At 64.4% G+C, this 14,347-nt stretch carries 10 protein-coding genes; 3 read left to right on the top strand and 7 right to left on the bottom strand.

The annotated features are described in order from the left end of the window. Positions 1 to 114: 114 nt before the first annotated feature. The gene (gene desA / locus E6B08_RS01370; protein ID WP_136912447.1) at positions 115 to 1,299 is read left to right on the top strand and encodes a delta-9 fatty acid desaturase DesA; all 1,185 of its coding nucleotides are present in this window, start codon (positions 115 to 117) and stop codon (positions 1,297 to 1,299) included. A gap of 100 nt (positions 1,300 to 1,399) precedes the next feature. After that, on the top strand, positions 1,400 to 2,425 hold the full coding sequence (locus tag E6B08_RS01365) for a sensor domain-containing diguanylate cyclase (protein ID WP_136912446.1): 1,026 nt from the start codon (positions 1,400 to 1,402) through the stop codon (positions 2,423 to 2,425). A gap of 184 nt (positions 2,426 to 2,609) precedes the next feature. Here the strand turns inward: E6B08_RS01365 and E6B08_RS01360 are convergent, their stop codons facing one another. The 5 genes from E6B08_RS01360 to E6B08_RS01340 all read right to left on the bottom strand — a co-directional run bounded on the left by E6B08_RS01360 (position 2,610) and on the right by E6B08_RS01340 (position 11,128). After that, entirely contained in the window at positions 2,610 to 3,818 is a 1,209-nt protein-coding gene (locus E6B08_RS01360) for a response regulator (RefSeq protein WP_136912445.1), read from the bottom strand. Positions 3,819 to 3,955: 137 nt separating this feature from the next. After that, a complete protein-coding gene (gene gabT, locus E6B08_RS01355; protein WP_136912444.1) occupies positions 3,956 to 5,233 on the bottom strand; it encodes a 4-aminobutyrate--2-oxoglutarate transaminase in 1,278 nt (425 codons plus the stop codon). A 182-nt stretch (positions 5,234 to 5,415) separates the two neighbouring features. Next, positions 5,416 to 6,858 (bottom strand): NADP-dependent succinate-semialdehyde dehydrogenase, encoded by a 1,443-nt coding sequence (gene gabD, locus E6B08_RS01350; protein WP_136912443.1) that lies wholly within the window; start codon positions 6,856 to 6,858, stop codon positions 5,416 to 5,418. Between the two features lie 239 nt (positions 6,859 to 7,097). Further along, entirely contained in the window at positions 7,098 to 8,774 is a 1,677-nt protein-coding gene (locus E6B08_RS01345) for an aryl-sulfate sulfotransferase (RefSeq protein WP_136912442.1), read from the bottom strand. Between the two features lie 17 nt (positions 8,775 to 8,791). After that, positions 8,792 to 11,128 carry a TonB-dependent receptor gene (locus E6B08_RS01340; RefSeq protein ID WP_136912441.1) on the bottom strand — a complete coding sequence of 779 codons (2,337 nt, stop codon included), beginning with the start codon at positions 11,126 to 11,128 and terminating at the stop codon, positions 8,792 to 8,794. 192 nt (positions 11,129 to 11,320) lie between these two features. On the opposite strand from E6B08_RS01340, the gene E6B08_RS01335 reads away from it, so the two are divergent. Continuing rightward, positions 11,321 to 12,235 carry a LysR family transcriptional regulator gene (locus E6B08_RS01335; RefSeq protein WP_136912440.1) on the top strand — a complete coding sequence of 305 codons (915 nt, stop codon included), beginning with the start codon at positions 11,321 to 11,323 and terminating at the stop codon, positions 12,233 to 12,235. Between the two features lie 34 nt (positions 12,236 to 12,269). On the opposite strand, the gene E6B08_RS01330 is transcribed toward E6B08_RS01335, so the two are convergent. Both E6B08_RS01330 and E6B08_RS01325 read right to left on the bottom strand, forming a co-directional pair. Further along, entirely contained in the window at positions 12,270 to 13,175 is a 906-nt protein-coding gene (locus E6B08_RS01330; protein WP_136912439.1) for a TauD/TfdA dioxygenase family protein, read from the bottom strand. Positions 13,176 to 13,209: 34 nt separating this feature from the next. Beyond that, complete coding sequence (locus E6B08_RS01325) at positions 13,210 to 14,256, bottom strand: ABC transporter substrate-binding protein (RefSeq protein WP_136912438.1); 1,047 nt, start codon at positions 14,254 to 14,256, stop codon at positions 13,210 to 13,212. Positions 14,257 to 14,347 lie beyond the last annotated feature (91 nt).

The raw sequence follows: 14,347 nt of genomic DNA, 5'->3' as shown, positions 1-14,347 counted from the left end.
GCATTATAAAGGCTGAAACATGCCGTGACTTCCTATCTGAACGGCTGACTGGTTTTATTTCCTCACCCAGGGATAATCAGACCTTTCCCTGTTTTCCCGAGGGTTTTGACACCTATGTGGTACAACGGCCTGCTCGACTTGTCGGCCTGGCAACTGGTCGCCGTCACCCTGCTGATGACCCATGTGACCATCGTCAGCGTCACCATCTACCTGCACCGCTACTCGGCGCATCGCGCCCTGGAGCTCAACGGTGCGCTCAAGCATTTCTTCCGTTTCTGGCTGTGGCTGACCACGGCGCAGAACACCCGTGAATGGACCGCGGTGCACCGCAAGCACCACGCCAAATGCGAAACCCCGGACGACCCGCACAGCCCCGTGCACAAGGGCTTGAGCACGGTGCTGCGCAAGGGCGCCGAGCTTTACCGCGAAGAGGCGCGCAACCCCGAGACCCTGCGCATCTATGGCAAGAACTGCCCCGACGACTGGGTCGAGCGCAACGTCTACTCGCGCTACAAGCTCGGGGGCATCGCCCTGATGGCGGTCATCGACCTGGCGCTGTTCGGCACCATCGGCATCACCATCTGGGCGGTCCAGATGATGTGGATTCCGTTCTGGGCCGCCGGTGTGGTCAACGGCCTGGGCCACGCCATTGGCTACCGCAACTTCGAATGCCGTGACGCTGCCACCAACCTGGTGCCCTGGGGCATCGTCATCGGCGGCGAAGAACTGCACAACAACCACCATACCTACCCCAACTCGGCCAAGCTGTCGGTCAAGCGCTGGGAGTTCGACATGGGTTGGGCGTGGATCCGCCTGCTGTGCCTGCTGCGCCTGGCCAAGGTGCAGCGGGTGGCGCCGATCGCCCACCGCGTCGAAGGCAAGGCCAGCCTGGACATGGACACCGCCATGGCGATCCTCAACAACCGCTTCCAGATCATGGCCCAGTACCGCAAGCTGGTGATCGCGCCACTGGTGAGCCAGGAGCTGGGCCAGGCGGATGCCTCGGTACGCCATCGCCTGCGCCGCGCCAAGCGCCTGCTGTCCCGCGAAACCAGCCTGCTGGAAGACCGCCACCACCTGCGCATCGAAGGCATGCTCGCGCACAGCCAGGCACTGAAGACCATCTACGAGAAGCGCCTGGCGCTGCAGCAGATCTGGGCCCGCACCAGTGCCAACGGCCACGACATGCTGGCGGCCATGAAAGACTGGGTACACGAGGCCGAAGCCAGCGGTATCCAGGCCTTGCGCGACTTCGCTGCCCAGCTCAAGACCTACTCCCTGCGCCCCACCGGCGCCTGACCGCCGCCGATCGGCACGCCCCCTGGCCGGGGTGTGCCGCGCGGAACTTCCCGGCTGTTCTTTCACTCGAATTCGGCATATTGCCCGCGTGGCGGGCCGGATGCTGGCCGCACGCTCCCCTGTCGAGATTCGCTCCGTGCACATGGCCAACGACACCGATTTCCCCTCTCCCGGCAACCCCGCACCCGAAGCCGCCCAGACCCTCCTGGCCCTGCTCCATGCCGAGGGCGAAGTCGCCCGCCTGAGCGAGCGCGAGCAGCTCTACAGCGCGCTACTGGACAGCGTCAACGCGGTGCTTTGGGCGTTCGACTGGGAAACCCGCCAGGTGCTGTATGTCAGCCCTGCCTACGAGCGCATCTTCGGCAAGCCAGTCAGCCTGGTGCTGGCCGACTACAACGAGTGGCGCGACAGCATCTACCCCGACGACCTCGAATTCGCCGAGCGCAGCCTCGCCCAGGTCCTGCACAAAGGCGCCGTGGAGGACCGCGAGTATCGGATCCTCAACGCCAGCGGCCAGGTGCGCTGGCTCAGCGACAAGTGCTACATCAACCAACAGCAGGGCGAGCGGGTCATCATCGTCGGCATTGCCGAGGACATCACCGAGAAGAAGCAGCTCGAAGGCGAGTTGCAGCGCCTGGCCACCACCGACGTACTGACCCAGAGCAGCAATCGCCGGCACTTCTTCGAATGCGCCCGCCAGGCCTTCGAGGAGGCGCGCGACAACGGCACCCCGCTGGCCTTCCTGTTGCTGGACATCGACGACTTCAAACGCATCAACGACAGTTTCGGCCACCAGGAAGGCGACCAGGTGTTGCAGCGCATCGCCGACAGCGGCAAGGCCACCCTACGCCGTGGCGACCTGTTCGGGCGTGTCGGTGGCGAGGAGTTCGCGGCGGTGTTCCCCGGTTGCACGGCGCAGGTTGCCGAGCAGATCGCCCAGAGGCTGCAGCGCGAGATCCAACGCCTGAGCTTCAGCCATGGCGAGCATACCTACGGGGTGACGGTGAGCCAGGGGCTCACCGGGCTGACCGAGCAGGACGAAACCCTCGATACCCTGTTCGCCCGGGCCGATGCGGCGATGTACCGGGCCAAGCGCCAGGGCAAGAACCAGATCGTCAGGGCATAGCCCGCCTGCGCTGCAAGGTTGCTGTGGGAGCGGCCTTGTGTCGCGATTGGGGCGCGCAGCGGCCCCAGGATTCAAGAGGCGCCATATCCATTGCAGGGGCCGCTGCGCGCCCCAATCGCGACACAAGGCCGCTCCCACAGGGTCCGCTGCCACAGAGTCCGCCCCCACAAGGTCAGCGTCGTCATCACTCCACCTTGCGCAGACGGCTCAACTCCGGCAGCCCCAGCTTGAGCAGCCGCGCAGTCTTGCCATCGGCAAGCTTTTCCAGGCCTTGATTGGCCGGCAAGCGTGCCAGTTGCCCCGCCAGGTTCATGGCCAGGATCTCCCGCGAATACACCCCGCCGCCCAACTGGTAGATCGCCGCGATCAACTCACGCAGGCTCAATGGCAAGCGCCAGCGGGTACGCAGCGCCGAGCCGAAGGCCGCGCCAAAGTCGCCCAGCGAGCGCTGCACCTGCGTTTCGTCCAGCTCGCCGCCGGCCAGGCGCCACTCCTGCAGGCAACGCAGCACTGCCAGGTCGCCCAGGCAATGCAACAGGCCGGCGCAGTAGCACCATTCGGCATCGAGCTCGAGCAGCCGGGCCAGGCTGCGGGCATATTCAGCGGTGTGCAGCGACTGGTTCCAGTAGCGCGCGGCAGGCTCGGCCAGCAGCGGGTCGCTCAGCCGTGCGCTGCGCTTGAGCGTAAGGCCGAGGATGAGGTTCATGCTCTGGGTACTGCCCAGCTTGTTCAGCGCCTGCATCAAGGTCTGCACTGGCGCCTCGCGATGCAGCGAGGCACTGTTGGCGGCCGCGATCAGCACGCCGGTGATCTGCGGATCGTTGCGCACTTCCTGTTCGAGCAGGTTCAGGTTCAGGCCCTGGGGGTTCAGGGCGCGCTTGATCGCCACCTGCACATCGGCGAACAGTGGCCCGCCATCGGCGGTGGCGCGACGCTGTTCCAGGTATTTGGGCAGCGAGGCACCCGGCTGCAATGGCGGTATCGGGCAGGCCACTTGCTCGCCCTCGGCCACCAGCAGCACCTCCAGCCTACGGCGCAGCTTGTCCAGATCCAGGGGCTTGCCCAGATATTCGGTGGGGTGCAACGGCAAGGTTTCCCTGACGCTGGCGGCATCGATCCGGTTGCTCAGCAGAATGAACGGCAGCCCCGGCTTCTCACTCTTGGCACGCACCCGGCGCAGCAGGTCCAGGCCGTCGCCACCCGGCAGCTCGCGGGCAGCGATGATCAGGTCGGGCTTGCTCGCCAGCGCGCTCAAGGCCTGGGCGCCATCGGCACAGACCTGCAAGCGGGCATCGCAACGCACGCTGAGCAGGGTTTCGCGCAGCATGTCGCGTACCCACGGATCGCCTTCGGCAATCAGTACGCAAGGGGGAATGGGGTCTGCAGCGCTCATGGCCAACTCCTGAGTAATCCTGACATGCACATCCGTCGCAGCTTCCAAGGCAAATCCTCCCACAACCATAGCGTCAAGCCGGTTTCGTGGGCACAAAAAAAACCCGCCGAGGCGGGTTTTCTCTGAAGCGTGTCACATCAAGCGAGTTCAGCGAAGCACTCTTCGATGATGGCCAGGCCTTTGTCCAGCAGGGCATCTTCGGCGGTCAGCGGCACCAGGATGCGCAGGACGTTGCCGTAGGTACCGCAGGACAGCAGGATCAGCCCCTTGTCGCGCGCCTTGGCCACGACCTGGCCAACGGCAGCGGCGTTCGGGGTGTGGGTGCCTTTTTCGAAGACTTCCACGGCGATCATCGAACCCAGGCCACGGACGTCGCCGATGATTGGGTACTTCTTCTGGATTTCACGCAGGCCGGTGGTCAGGCGCTCGCCGACGGCCTTGCTGCGGTCCAGCAGTTTCTCTTCTTCGAACACTTCGATCACGGCCAGGGCCGCGGCGCAAGCGATCGGCGAACCGGCGTAGGTGCCGCCCAGGCCGCCTGGCGCGATGGCGTCCATGTACTCGGCCTTGCCGCACACACCGGCCAGCGGGAAGCCGCCAGCGATGGACTTGGCGAAGGTGGTCAGGTCAGGCGCGACGCCCATCTGTTCCATGGCGAAGAAGGTACCGGTACGGCCAGCGCCAGTCTGTACTTCGTCGGCGATCAGCAGGATGCCGTGCTGGTCGCACAGGGCGCGCAGGCGCTGCATCAGCTCTTTCGGCGCTGGCAGGAAGCCGCCTTCGCCTTGTACCGGCTCGAGGATGATCGCGGCGATGTCACGCGGCTCGGCGTCGTTCTTGAAGATGCGCTCGACCGAGGCGATGGCGTCGTCGACGCTGACACCGTGCAGCTCGCTCGGGAACTGGGCGCGGAAGATACCGCCTGGCATCAGGCCCATGCCTGCGGAGTACGGTACGACCTTGCCGGTCAGGCCCAGGGTCATCATGGTACGGCCGTGGTAGCCGCCGGTAAAGGCGATCACGCCGGCGCGGCCGGTGGCGGCACGGGCGATCTTCACGGCGTTTTCAACGGCTTCGGAGCCGGTGGTGACCAGCAGGGTCTTCTTGTCGAAGTTGCCTGGGACCAGCTTGTTGATCTTCTCGCACAGCTCGACGTAAGGCTCGTAGGCCAGCACCTGGAAGCAGGTGTGGCTGACCTTGGTCAGCTGCTCTTGCACGGCCGCGACCACTTTCGGGTGCAGGTGGCCGGTGTTCAGTACAGCGATGCCGCCAGCGAAGTCGATCAGTTCGCGGCCTTCAACGTCGATCACGGTCGAGTTCTTCGCGGTGTCGACGAAGATCGGGTGAATCTGGCCAACGCCACGTGGGACGGCGGCGACACGACGTTGCATCAAGGATTCGTTGGTCTTGCTCATAATGCCCTCATTCGCGCCGATTCGAGCGGCGCTTTTATTCGGGGGTGGCTGGGTGAGCCGTTGATCAGTATTCGTTGATCGACTGTCTCGGGCGCCCGGCCACCAGGTACTGCGATGTAAAAAAGGCCAGCGAGACGTCGCTCTCGCGCCCCGCTGGCAGAGGTAAAGCCTTTACCCTGCGATCAGACGCTGATGCACAGGTATTTGATTTCGAGGTAGTCCTCGATACCGTACTTGGAGCCTTCACGGCCAAGGCCCGAGGCCTTGATGCCGCCGAACGGCGCGACTTCGTTGGAGATCAGGCCGGTGTTGATACCGACCATGCCGTACTCCAGGGCCTCGGCGACACGGAACACACGGCTCATGTCACGGGCATAGAAGTACGAGGCCAGGCCGAACTCGGTGTCGTTGGACATGGCGATGACTTCAGCCTCGTCCTTGAAGCGGAACAGCGGCGCCAGTGGGCCGAAGGTCTCTTCCTTGGCGACTGCAGCAGTCTTCGGTACGTCGACCAGGATGGTCGGCTCGAAGAAGTTGCCTTCGATGATCTTGCCACCGGCCAGCACCTTGGCGCCTTTGCCAACGGCGTCTTCGATGTGTTCCTGAACCTTGGCGACAGCCTTGCCGTCGATCAGCGGGCCAGTGGTGGTGCCGTCTTCCAGGCCGTTGCCGATCTTCAGCTTGGCGACCGCGGCAGCCAGCTTCTGGGCGAACGCGTCGTAGACGCCGTCCTGCACGTAGATACGGTTGGCGCAGACGCAGGTCTGGCCGTTGTTACGGTACTTGGAGATGATCGCGCCCTCGACCGCCTTGTCCAGGTCGGCGTCGTCGAACACGATGAACGGGGCGTTGCCACCCAGCTCCAGGGAAACCTTCTTGATGTCCTTGGCGCATTCTTCCATCAGCTGGCGACCGATTTCGGTCGAGCCGGTGAAGGACAGTTTGCGAACCAGGGAGTTGCCGGTCAGCTCGCCGCCGACTTCGCCAGCGCTGCCGGTGACGACGCTCAGGACGCCAGCCGGGATGCCGGCGCGGGTAGCCAGCTCTACCAGGGCCAGGGCCGAGTACGGGGTCTGCGAGGCAGGCTTGAGCACCATGGTGCAGCCAGCGGCCAGGGCCGGGCCGGCTTTACGGGTGATCATGGCGGCCGGGAAGTTCCACGGGGTGATGGCCGCGGTAACGCCGATCGGCTGCTTGATGACGATCAGGCGCTTGTCTGGCTGGTGACCCGGGATGGTGTCGCCATAGACGCGCTTGGCTTCTTCTGCGAACCACTCGATGAACGAGGCGGCGTAGGCGATTTCGCCCTTGGCTTCGGCCAGTGGCTTGCCTTGCTCGGTGGTCATCAGGCGAGCGAGGTCGTCCTGGTTCTCGATCATCAGTTCGAACCAGCGACGCAGCTTGGTCGAACGCTCCTTGGCGGTCAGTGCACGCCAGGCCGGCAGGGCCTTGTCGGCGGCTTCGATGGCGCGGCGGGTTTCCGCGGTGCCCATCTTTGGCACGGTACCGATGACTTCACCGGTGGCCGGGTTGGTCACCTTGATGGTCTGGCCGCTGTCCGCATCCAGCCACTCACCGTTGATGAAGGCTTGCTGGCGGAACAACTGAGCGTCTTTGAGCTGCATGTCGGCTTCCCGAATTGTTGATTGTAGAAAAAGCGTTTGAAATCTCAAACGAATGCTAAGCGGCTGCTGGGGGGTTGGACAATAGGCTGTTCGAAAAAAAGAACGAATGGTTGAACGGCCAGGGGCAGAATTCATGATCTGCAGAGCAGCAACGGCCGCGAAAGCGGCCGCTACAGGTTAGACGATCGAGCTGAAGGAAATGTGATGGGAGGACCGACGGCCCTCCCGAAAGGTATGAATCAGAACGCCTTGGCCAGGTCGATCACCAAGGCCCGGTAGCCAACGCTGCCCGGCTGGCGGCTGTGCACCTTGAGTTCCACCAGCACCTCCTGGCTGCCCCGCCGCACTTCGTTGAGCACCGTGGTGGTGAGCTTCTCCGGCGTGAGGAAATTCACCGAAGCCGAATAGATGAACTGGGTATCGGTGTCCGGTCGATAGGCCACCACCGAAGTCACCGGGCTGTACCATTCGTCGCCGCGTTCCTTGCCGTATTCCCACACCTGCTCGACCGTGCCCTTGGCCTCGTCGATCTTGTACTCCACCGCCCGGCTGTAGTTGCCGCTGAGCTTGGTCGGCGCGAAGTCGCGCCCCCAGCCATTGTCGAACACGGTCAGCGTGCCCTTGCCGGTCAGCCAGGCGGTGTGCTGGGTCCACGACCAGTCGAAGCCCTCGCTGGCAACCGGGGTGAGCACCTTGTCGCGCAGGTGCTGCGGCCACCCCTGTGGCGAGGCGAGGATCCACTTCACACGCTTGTCGCGACCAATCTTCACCACACCCTGGTGGCGTGCTGAAACGATGATGCTGTCGTCATCGGCGTCGTAGTCGATGGCATTGACGTGGGCCCAGTTGCGCCCGGTGCCGACACCGGGGATATCGCCGAACGGCAGCTCGCCTTCGGCCAGTTCGTTGGCCAGCCGGTCGTCTTGCTTGACCACGCCCTCCGGCAACTGGATCGCCGCCTTGCCCAGGGTACCCAGCAGATCGCCGCGGTAGGGGTCGAGGATCTGGTTCAGGTCCCAGAAGTCGAGCACGTCGCCCGCCTCGTCGACCTCGATGATATGGTCGCGCACCGAACGCACGCGCTTGCCGTCGGGGCGGCGGTAGTCGCTGGTGCCGACCCGCAGCAGGTACGTGCCGTTGGCCGTCTCGCGGATTTCATGGGAAAAGTCGGCGAACTTGTCCGGCAGGCTGCGCTGCCAGATGCGCCGGCCCAGCAGGTCGTACTTCGAGTAGGTCTGTCCCTGGCCCCAGATCAGCTTGCCATCGCGGGTCTGCTGGAAGCCCATGGTGCCGCCGATGCCGTCGCGGCGGTTGGAATCGTGGATCTGCTCGATGTCCAGGTACCAGCGCACGTCGCCATTGCTGTCGGCGATCCAGTTGTTGCCGACCTGGTCCCACTCGGCCGCGCCGCCCAGGCCGTTCCATTTGAAGGCACGGGCGCCGGGGATCTCGGCCAGCAGGTGGTTGAACAGGTAGAGGCGGTTCTCGAAGCCCGGTGCGACCTTGACCGGTTCGACTTCGGGCAAGGCTGCGGTCTGCTTGGCGACCACCGGCAGGCGCACGGCCGGCGCGTAGATCTGGTAGCGCTGGCGGATGCGCTCGCCATCGAGCTTGTAGGTGACCTCGACCTGGTTGACGTGGTCCGGATACAGCCCGAACACCGGGATGCCGCCGTAGGTCCACAGCGAACGGTCCGACACCTCGTAGGCGATGTCGACACCTCGTTCGCCACGTCCCAGGACGCGCACGTGGGCACCGCTCAGGCTGCGCCCACCGTCGCGAATGATCGCTGTCAGCGGGGCCAGGCGGTACGGATTGACCACCACGTCGCCGAGCAGCGCATCGTCGCGGTCAGGCACCTTGGCGGTCAGGCAGGCGCCTTCGGGCAGTGCAGGGGATTGGGTCTTGGCATTCATGGCAAAGCTCCTTGTGCTCAGAAGTCGTAACGGGCGGTAGCGCCCACGGTGCGCGGGGTGCCAAGCACACCGGCATAGCCGCCGTTGGCGGAATTCCACAGGCTGGTGAAATAGGTCTTGTCGCCGGCGTTCTTCACCCATAGCGACAGGTCGAGCAGGCCGTCGCCTTGATCCAGCCGCACGCCGGCGGACAGGTTGACCAGCGCATAGCTGGGGATCTGGCCGTAGTCGGAATCGTCGATGGTGCCCACCGCCTTGGAGCGGAACGCGTAGCTGGCGGTGACGTAGGGCTCGATGCGCTCGGCCAGTTGCCATTTGTATTGGGCATTGAGGTTGGCGATGTACTTGGAGGCGCCGACCACCTGGTGCCCGGACAGATCGCAGGTTGCAGTGGCGTTGGCCAGGCTCACTTCCGGCGGGCATGGGGCGTCGTCGTACTCGGTGTAGCGCACGTCGTTCCACGAGCCGTTGAAGTTCACCGTCAGGCCGCGCACCGGCAATGCCGTGGCCTCGAACTCCAGGCCACGTGAACGCACACGGCCAGCGTTGGCCAGGTACTGCACGCGGTTGACCTGGTCGTAGACGTTGGCCTGGTAACCATGCACCTCGGCCCAGAACAGGTTGGCGTTGAGCTGCAGGCGATCGTCGAACAGGGTGCTCTTGAGGCCGACCTCGGCATTGTTGACCCGCTCGGTACCCACCAGCAGCGAGTCGGTGCCCAGCCGCGGCGCGGCGCCGACGGTGAGGTTGATGCCGCCGGACTTCTCGCCATGGGTCAGGGTGGCGTAGCCGAGCAATTGTTCGTTGAAGCGGTAGCTCAGGCCTAGCAGGCCGGAAGGGCTGAAGCTGTACTGGTTGAGGTCGCCGGAATCGTAGGCACCGACGCGCCCCTGGCGTGCCGCGGCTGCCGCGCCGGTCACCGTATCGCCGCCGACCGGCGCATCGCGCGTCACCGAGGCATTCTTCTCTTCATAGGTGCCACGGATACCGGCAGTGAAGTCCAGGCGATCGGTGACATGCCAGGTGCCCTGGGCGAACAGCGCGTAGCTGTCGGTGTCGATGTGGCCATCACCCAGGGTAGTGACGTTGTTCAGGGCGCCTGTAGGCGTCTGGTTCCAGATGTCCGCCTGTGGGCCGTAGTAGGTGAACGAGGTGTTATCCAGATCCTGCTTGAAGTAGTACGCGCCGAGCACGTAATCGAAGGCCCCACCGGTCGGCGATGCCAGGCGGATTTCCTGTGAGTACTGTTTGTCGCGTACCGACACGCCGGCGTTGTAGAACACCGGCACGTTCAGGCCGTCGTCGTTGCGCGGGGTGAAATCCCACCAGCGATAGGCAGTGATGGAGGTGAGGGTGAAGTCGTTGGGCAGGGTCCAGTTGGCCTCCACCGAGGTGCCACCCTGGAACACCGTCACCTGTTGGTCGGAATCGAAATTGACCTTGCGGTCCTTGCCCGACACCAGCGTGGCGCCGGCCTGGGCCGCCAGGCTTTCGTAGCGATTGACGCCATTGATGGTCGGGCCGGTGCTGTACAGGCTGAGGATGCCGTTGTTGGAGTCTTCCTCGTTGTACTCACCGATCCAGCGCAGGTTGAAGGTGTCGCTGGGCTGGAACAGCAGCTGGGCACGAAATCCCTGGCGCTTGCCGCCGTTGAGGTCGTCGCCGTTGTACAGGTTCTTGACGTAGCCATCGTCCTCGGTGCGGTAGGCGCTGATGCGCCCGGCCAGGGTGTCGCTGATCGGACCGGAGAAGCTGCCCTGGGTCTGCAGGTAGCCGTCCTCGCCGATCGATTGCTGGAGGCTGCCCTCGCGGTGGAAGGTCGGCTTGCGCGAGGTGATGTTGAGCACGCCAGCCGTGGTGTTCTTGCCGAACAGCGTGCCTTGCGGACCGCGCAGCACCTCCAGTTGCTCGACGTCGAGCAGGTCGAACACCGCCATGCCGGGGCGCCCGAGGTAGACATTGTCCAGGTAGATGCCGACGCTGCCTTCCAGGCCGTCGCTGGCCGGGTTGTTGCCCAGGCCACGGATCGAGATGCTCGATTGGCGAGCATGCACATAGGCGACGTTGGTGCTGGGTACCAGCTGTTGCAGATCCTGCACGCGGTAGATGCGCTGGGTCTCCAGGGTTTCGCTGTCGAGTACGCTGATTGGCGTGGGCACGCTTTGCGCGGTCTCCTCGCGACGCCGGGCATTGACCGTGACGGTACCGAGCTTGGCCTCCTGCTCTGCAGTCGGGGTGACGCTGGCAGGCTCTTCGGCATAGCTGCCATTGGCAGCCGCCAGCAACACGCCGGCGGCCAGGGGGTGCAAGGCAAGACGCGACGCGCGCGCTGGCCAACGGGAAACTCCGGACATGCAAATGCTCCTTGAGGCATGGGCCCTGGCGAGCATTTCCGTTGGCGGAACCGAGTCGCGATCAGATGGGCTTATATTCTTTTAAAATATATAAATATTTGTTTTTCATATTTCGTGGAATAAGTAACAGCCTTTATAAGTGGGCAGGCGTTTCCCATCAATTGCATTCGACCGAAAGTTTTCATGTAGAAAATGCATATCGACCTCCGCCAGCTTCGTCACTTCATCGCCCTCGTCGAGCACCGCAGTTTCGTCGCGGCCGCGTCGGCGGTGAACCTCTCGCAATCGGCGTTCAGCCGCAGCATCCAGACGCTCGAGCACAACGTCGGCTGCCGCCTGGTCGACCGCGCCAGCAAGGATCTGGCACCGACCCGCCAGGGGTTACTGGTGTTGGAGCATTCCCGGCGCCTGGTGCACGGGGCGCACAACCTGGTGAACGAAATCCACCAGTTCAATGGCGCTACCACCGGCGTAGTGCGTTTCGGCTCGGGCCCGGCTCCCGCCGGCGGCCTGGTGCCTCGGGCGGTGGCGCGCTTCGTCGCCGAATACCCGGCCGCACGCACCTGCTTCCAGGTGGACAACTGGCAGGCGCTGAACCGCAAGCTGGTGGCCGAGGAGATCGAGTTCTTCGTCGCCGACACACGTCAGTTCGAGTCCGATCCGGACTACCGCGTGCACAAGCTGGCACCGCAGCGCTGGCACTTCTGCTGCCGCGCCGGGCACCCGCTGGCCGAGCGCAAGCAGGTGCAGGCCCATGAGCTGTTCGACTACCCCCTGGCGACCACCTTCCGGCCACCGAACATCCGCAAGATCATCAGCGACCTCAGTGGCCGCCAGGACTTCCTGCCGACGGTGGAGTGCGAGCATGGCTACGCGCTGCTGAACGTGGTGATGCAGTCCGACACCATCGGCATCGCCTGCAACGCCAACCTGCGGCCTTATCAGGGCGAGCGTGGCCTGGTGGCGCTGGAGCTGGCCGACCTGACGGTCGAGCAGGAAGAGGCTTTCTACACCCGTTATGGGGTGGTGAGCCGGGTGGGCTATGGCTTGTCGCCGTTGGCGCAGGGCCTGGTCAGGCAGTTGATTGCCTGTGATGCCGAGGTGTAGCGGGCGAAAGGGCCGCAAAGCGGCCCCGGCAATATCAGCCTTTGCGGGTAGTCCGGCTCAGTTGCCCATCCACCCCCACCGGCACTTCACCGGCCAGTGTCACCCGACGCACCAGCCGTGGCTGGGTGCCGTAGTCGTCCACCGCGTAGTGCTGCGTAGCGCGGTTATCCCAGATCGCCACGTCTCCCGCCTGCCAGCGCCAGCGCACGGTATTTTCCAAGCGCGTGACATGGCCCTGGAGCACCGCGAACAGGTGCTGTGAATCGGCCAGCGAATAGCCCTTGATGCGTTTCACGAAATGCCCCAGCTGCAGCGCCCGCTCGCCACTGATTGGGTGTACCCGCACCACCGGGTGCTCGGTTTCGTACACCGTCGAGGTGAACACCTTGCGGTAGCGCTCCAGCTTGGCGGGGTCGACATCGGGTTTGAGCGACGCGTAGTCGTATTCGTTGCTGTGCACCGCCCAGAGCTTGTCGGCAAGCTCGCGCAGCGGCTCGGGCAGTTCCTGGTAAGCCGTGACCGTATTGGCCCAGACCGTGTCGCCACCCGAAGCCGGTGCGACCACACTGCGCAGGATCGAAGCCTTGGGGTAGGCATCGACGAAGGTCACGTCGGTATGCCACGAATTGGCCCGCTGGCCTTCGGCGCCATCGAGTTGCAACAGGTAGCTGGTGCCTTCGACCACCGGCACGGTGGGGTGCGCGACCGGCTCGCCAAGGCGCTTGGCAAAGGCTTCCTGGCCCTGGTCGTCGAGGTGATGCTGGCCACGGAAGAAGATCACCTTGTGCGTCACCAGCGCCGCCTGGATCGCGTCGATGGTGGCGCTGTCGAGGTCGGCGGACAGGTTCACACCGCGGATCTCGGCGCCGATGCGGCCGGCAACGGGCTGGATGTCGAGTTCGAGGATCTGTGGCGCGCGGGCCTGGGCGGCATTGCTCATGGTCGTGGTCCTTACGGTTGTTGTCGAGGAGGGTTCAGCGGGCGGCCTGGGTGGCCTGTTCCTGCTTCAGGGCAGCATCGAGAAAGCGCGGCTCGACCCAGTCGGCTACCTGGAAACCACGGCGGATCAAGCGCTCCTTGGCCGCCAGGTCGACGCCCTGCTGCAGTTGGGCGATGAAATCGGCGTCCAGCCGTGGGTCGAAGTAGTGGGCCAGGTCTTCCTTGGCCAGATCGTCGTCGAGGATGTTGCGCGGCCAGTTGGCATTGCTTGCCACCAGGTCGATGAAGGCCTGGCGGTTGTGCTCGTCGCGCACCCAGTCGCTCGCCCGCTGCTGGGCGTTGACCAGGCGCTGGACCAGGTCGGGGTGTTGGCGAATGAACTCGCCGGTGCCCAGCAACACCGCCTGGGTACTGCCGGCACCTTCGAGGTCGCGGGAATTTACCGGCAGTTCGACCAGACCGCGCTCACGCAGCGACAGCAAGTTGGAAAGCCCCCAGGTGGCGTCGATCTGCTTGGCGGCCAGGGCCGCGTTGGCAGCGTTGAAGTCGAGGTTGATCACCTTAAGGTCGCGCTCGGACAGCCCCTGGCTGGCCAGGGCGCTGGCGAACGACAGCTGGTTGGCTGTACCGCGGAACACGGCCACGCGCTTGCCCTTGAGGTCTTGCAGGGTCTTGATGCCGGAGCCAGGCACCACGCCAAGGTAGCTCTTCACCCCACGCACCCCGGCTGAAAGTACACGCGTGTCCAACCCATTGGCCTTGCCGACGATGGCCGCCAGGTCACCGAGGTAGGCGAAATCGGCTTGTCCGTTGGCCAACGCCTCGTTGACTACGGGCCCCGCGCCTTTGAAGAAGTGCCAGTCGATGCGAATGCCGTCCTTGGCGAATTCCTTCTCCAGCAGCTGCTGGTCGCGCAGCACATCGACCACCCCACCGGCGCTGTGCTTGCTGCCAGCACTCAGGTCGGGCACGGCGATGCGGATGCTTTGTGGCTTGTTCCCCTCGGCGGCATTGGCGGCCAGGGTGAAGGCAGTGAGCAGACCCACGGCAGTCAGCAGATGGCGTATGGGTGTTGTTTTCATGGCACGGCTCCTTGGCAGGCTGCAACCGGCGAAGGCCGGCGTGTAGGCCAGAAGCTAGGCAAATCGGGTTAGAACCTCAAAAGATCAAAAC

It is taken from the genome of Pseudomonas putida (assembly GCF_005080685.1).
GTDB lineage: Bacteria > Pseudomonadota > Gammaproteobacteria > Pseudomonadales > Pseudomonadaceae > Aquipseudomonas > Aquipseudomonas putida_V.
This window is presented reverse-complemented; position numbering and strand designations above follow the sequence as displayed.

Coding starts and splice junctions, on each gene's coding strand:
- desA (WP_136912447.1), top strand. CDS start 115: ATGTGGTACAACGGCCTGCTCGACTTGTCGGCCTGGCAACTGGTCGCC.
- E6B08_RS01330 (WP_136912439.1), bottom strand. CDS start 13,175: ATGAGCAATGCCGCCCAGGCCCGCGCGCCACAGATCCTCGAACTCGAC.
- gabT (WP_136912444.1), bottom strand. CDS start 5,233: ATGAGCAAGACCAACGAATCCTTGATGCAACGTCGTGTCGCCGCCGTC.
- E6B08_RS01340 (WP_136912441.1), bottom strand. CDS start 11,128: ATGTCCGGAGTTTCCCGTTGGCCAGCGCGCGCGTCGCGTCTTGCCTTG.
- E6B08_RS01325 (WP_136912438.1), bottom strand. CDS start 14,256: ATGAAAACAACACCCATACGCCATCTGCTGACTGCCGTGGGTCTGCTC.
- E6B08_RS01365 (WP_136912446.1), top strand. CDS start 1,400: ATGCTGGCCGCACGCTCCCCTGTCGAGATTCGCTCCGTGCACATGGCC.
- E6B08_RS01360 (WP_136912445.1), bottom strand. CDS start 3,818: ATGAGCGCTGCAGACCCCATTCCCCCTTGCGTACTGATTGCCGAAGGC.
- gabD (WP_136912443.1), bottom strand. CDS start 6,858: ATGCAGCTCAAAGACGCTCAGTTGTTCCGCCAGCAAGCCTTCATCAAC.
- E6B08_RS01335 (WP_136912440.1), top strand. CDS start 11,321: ATGCATATCGACCTCCGCCAGCTTCGTCACTTCATCGCCCTCGTCGAG.
- E6B08_RS01345 (WP_136912442.1), bottom strand. CDS start 8,774: ATGAATGCCAAGACCCAATCCCCTGCACTGCCCGAAGGCGCCTGCCTG.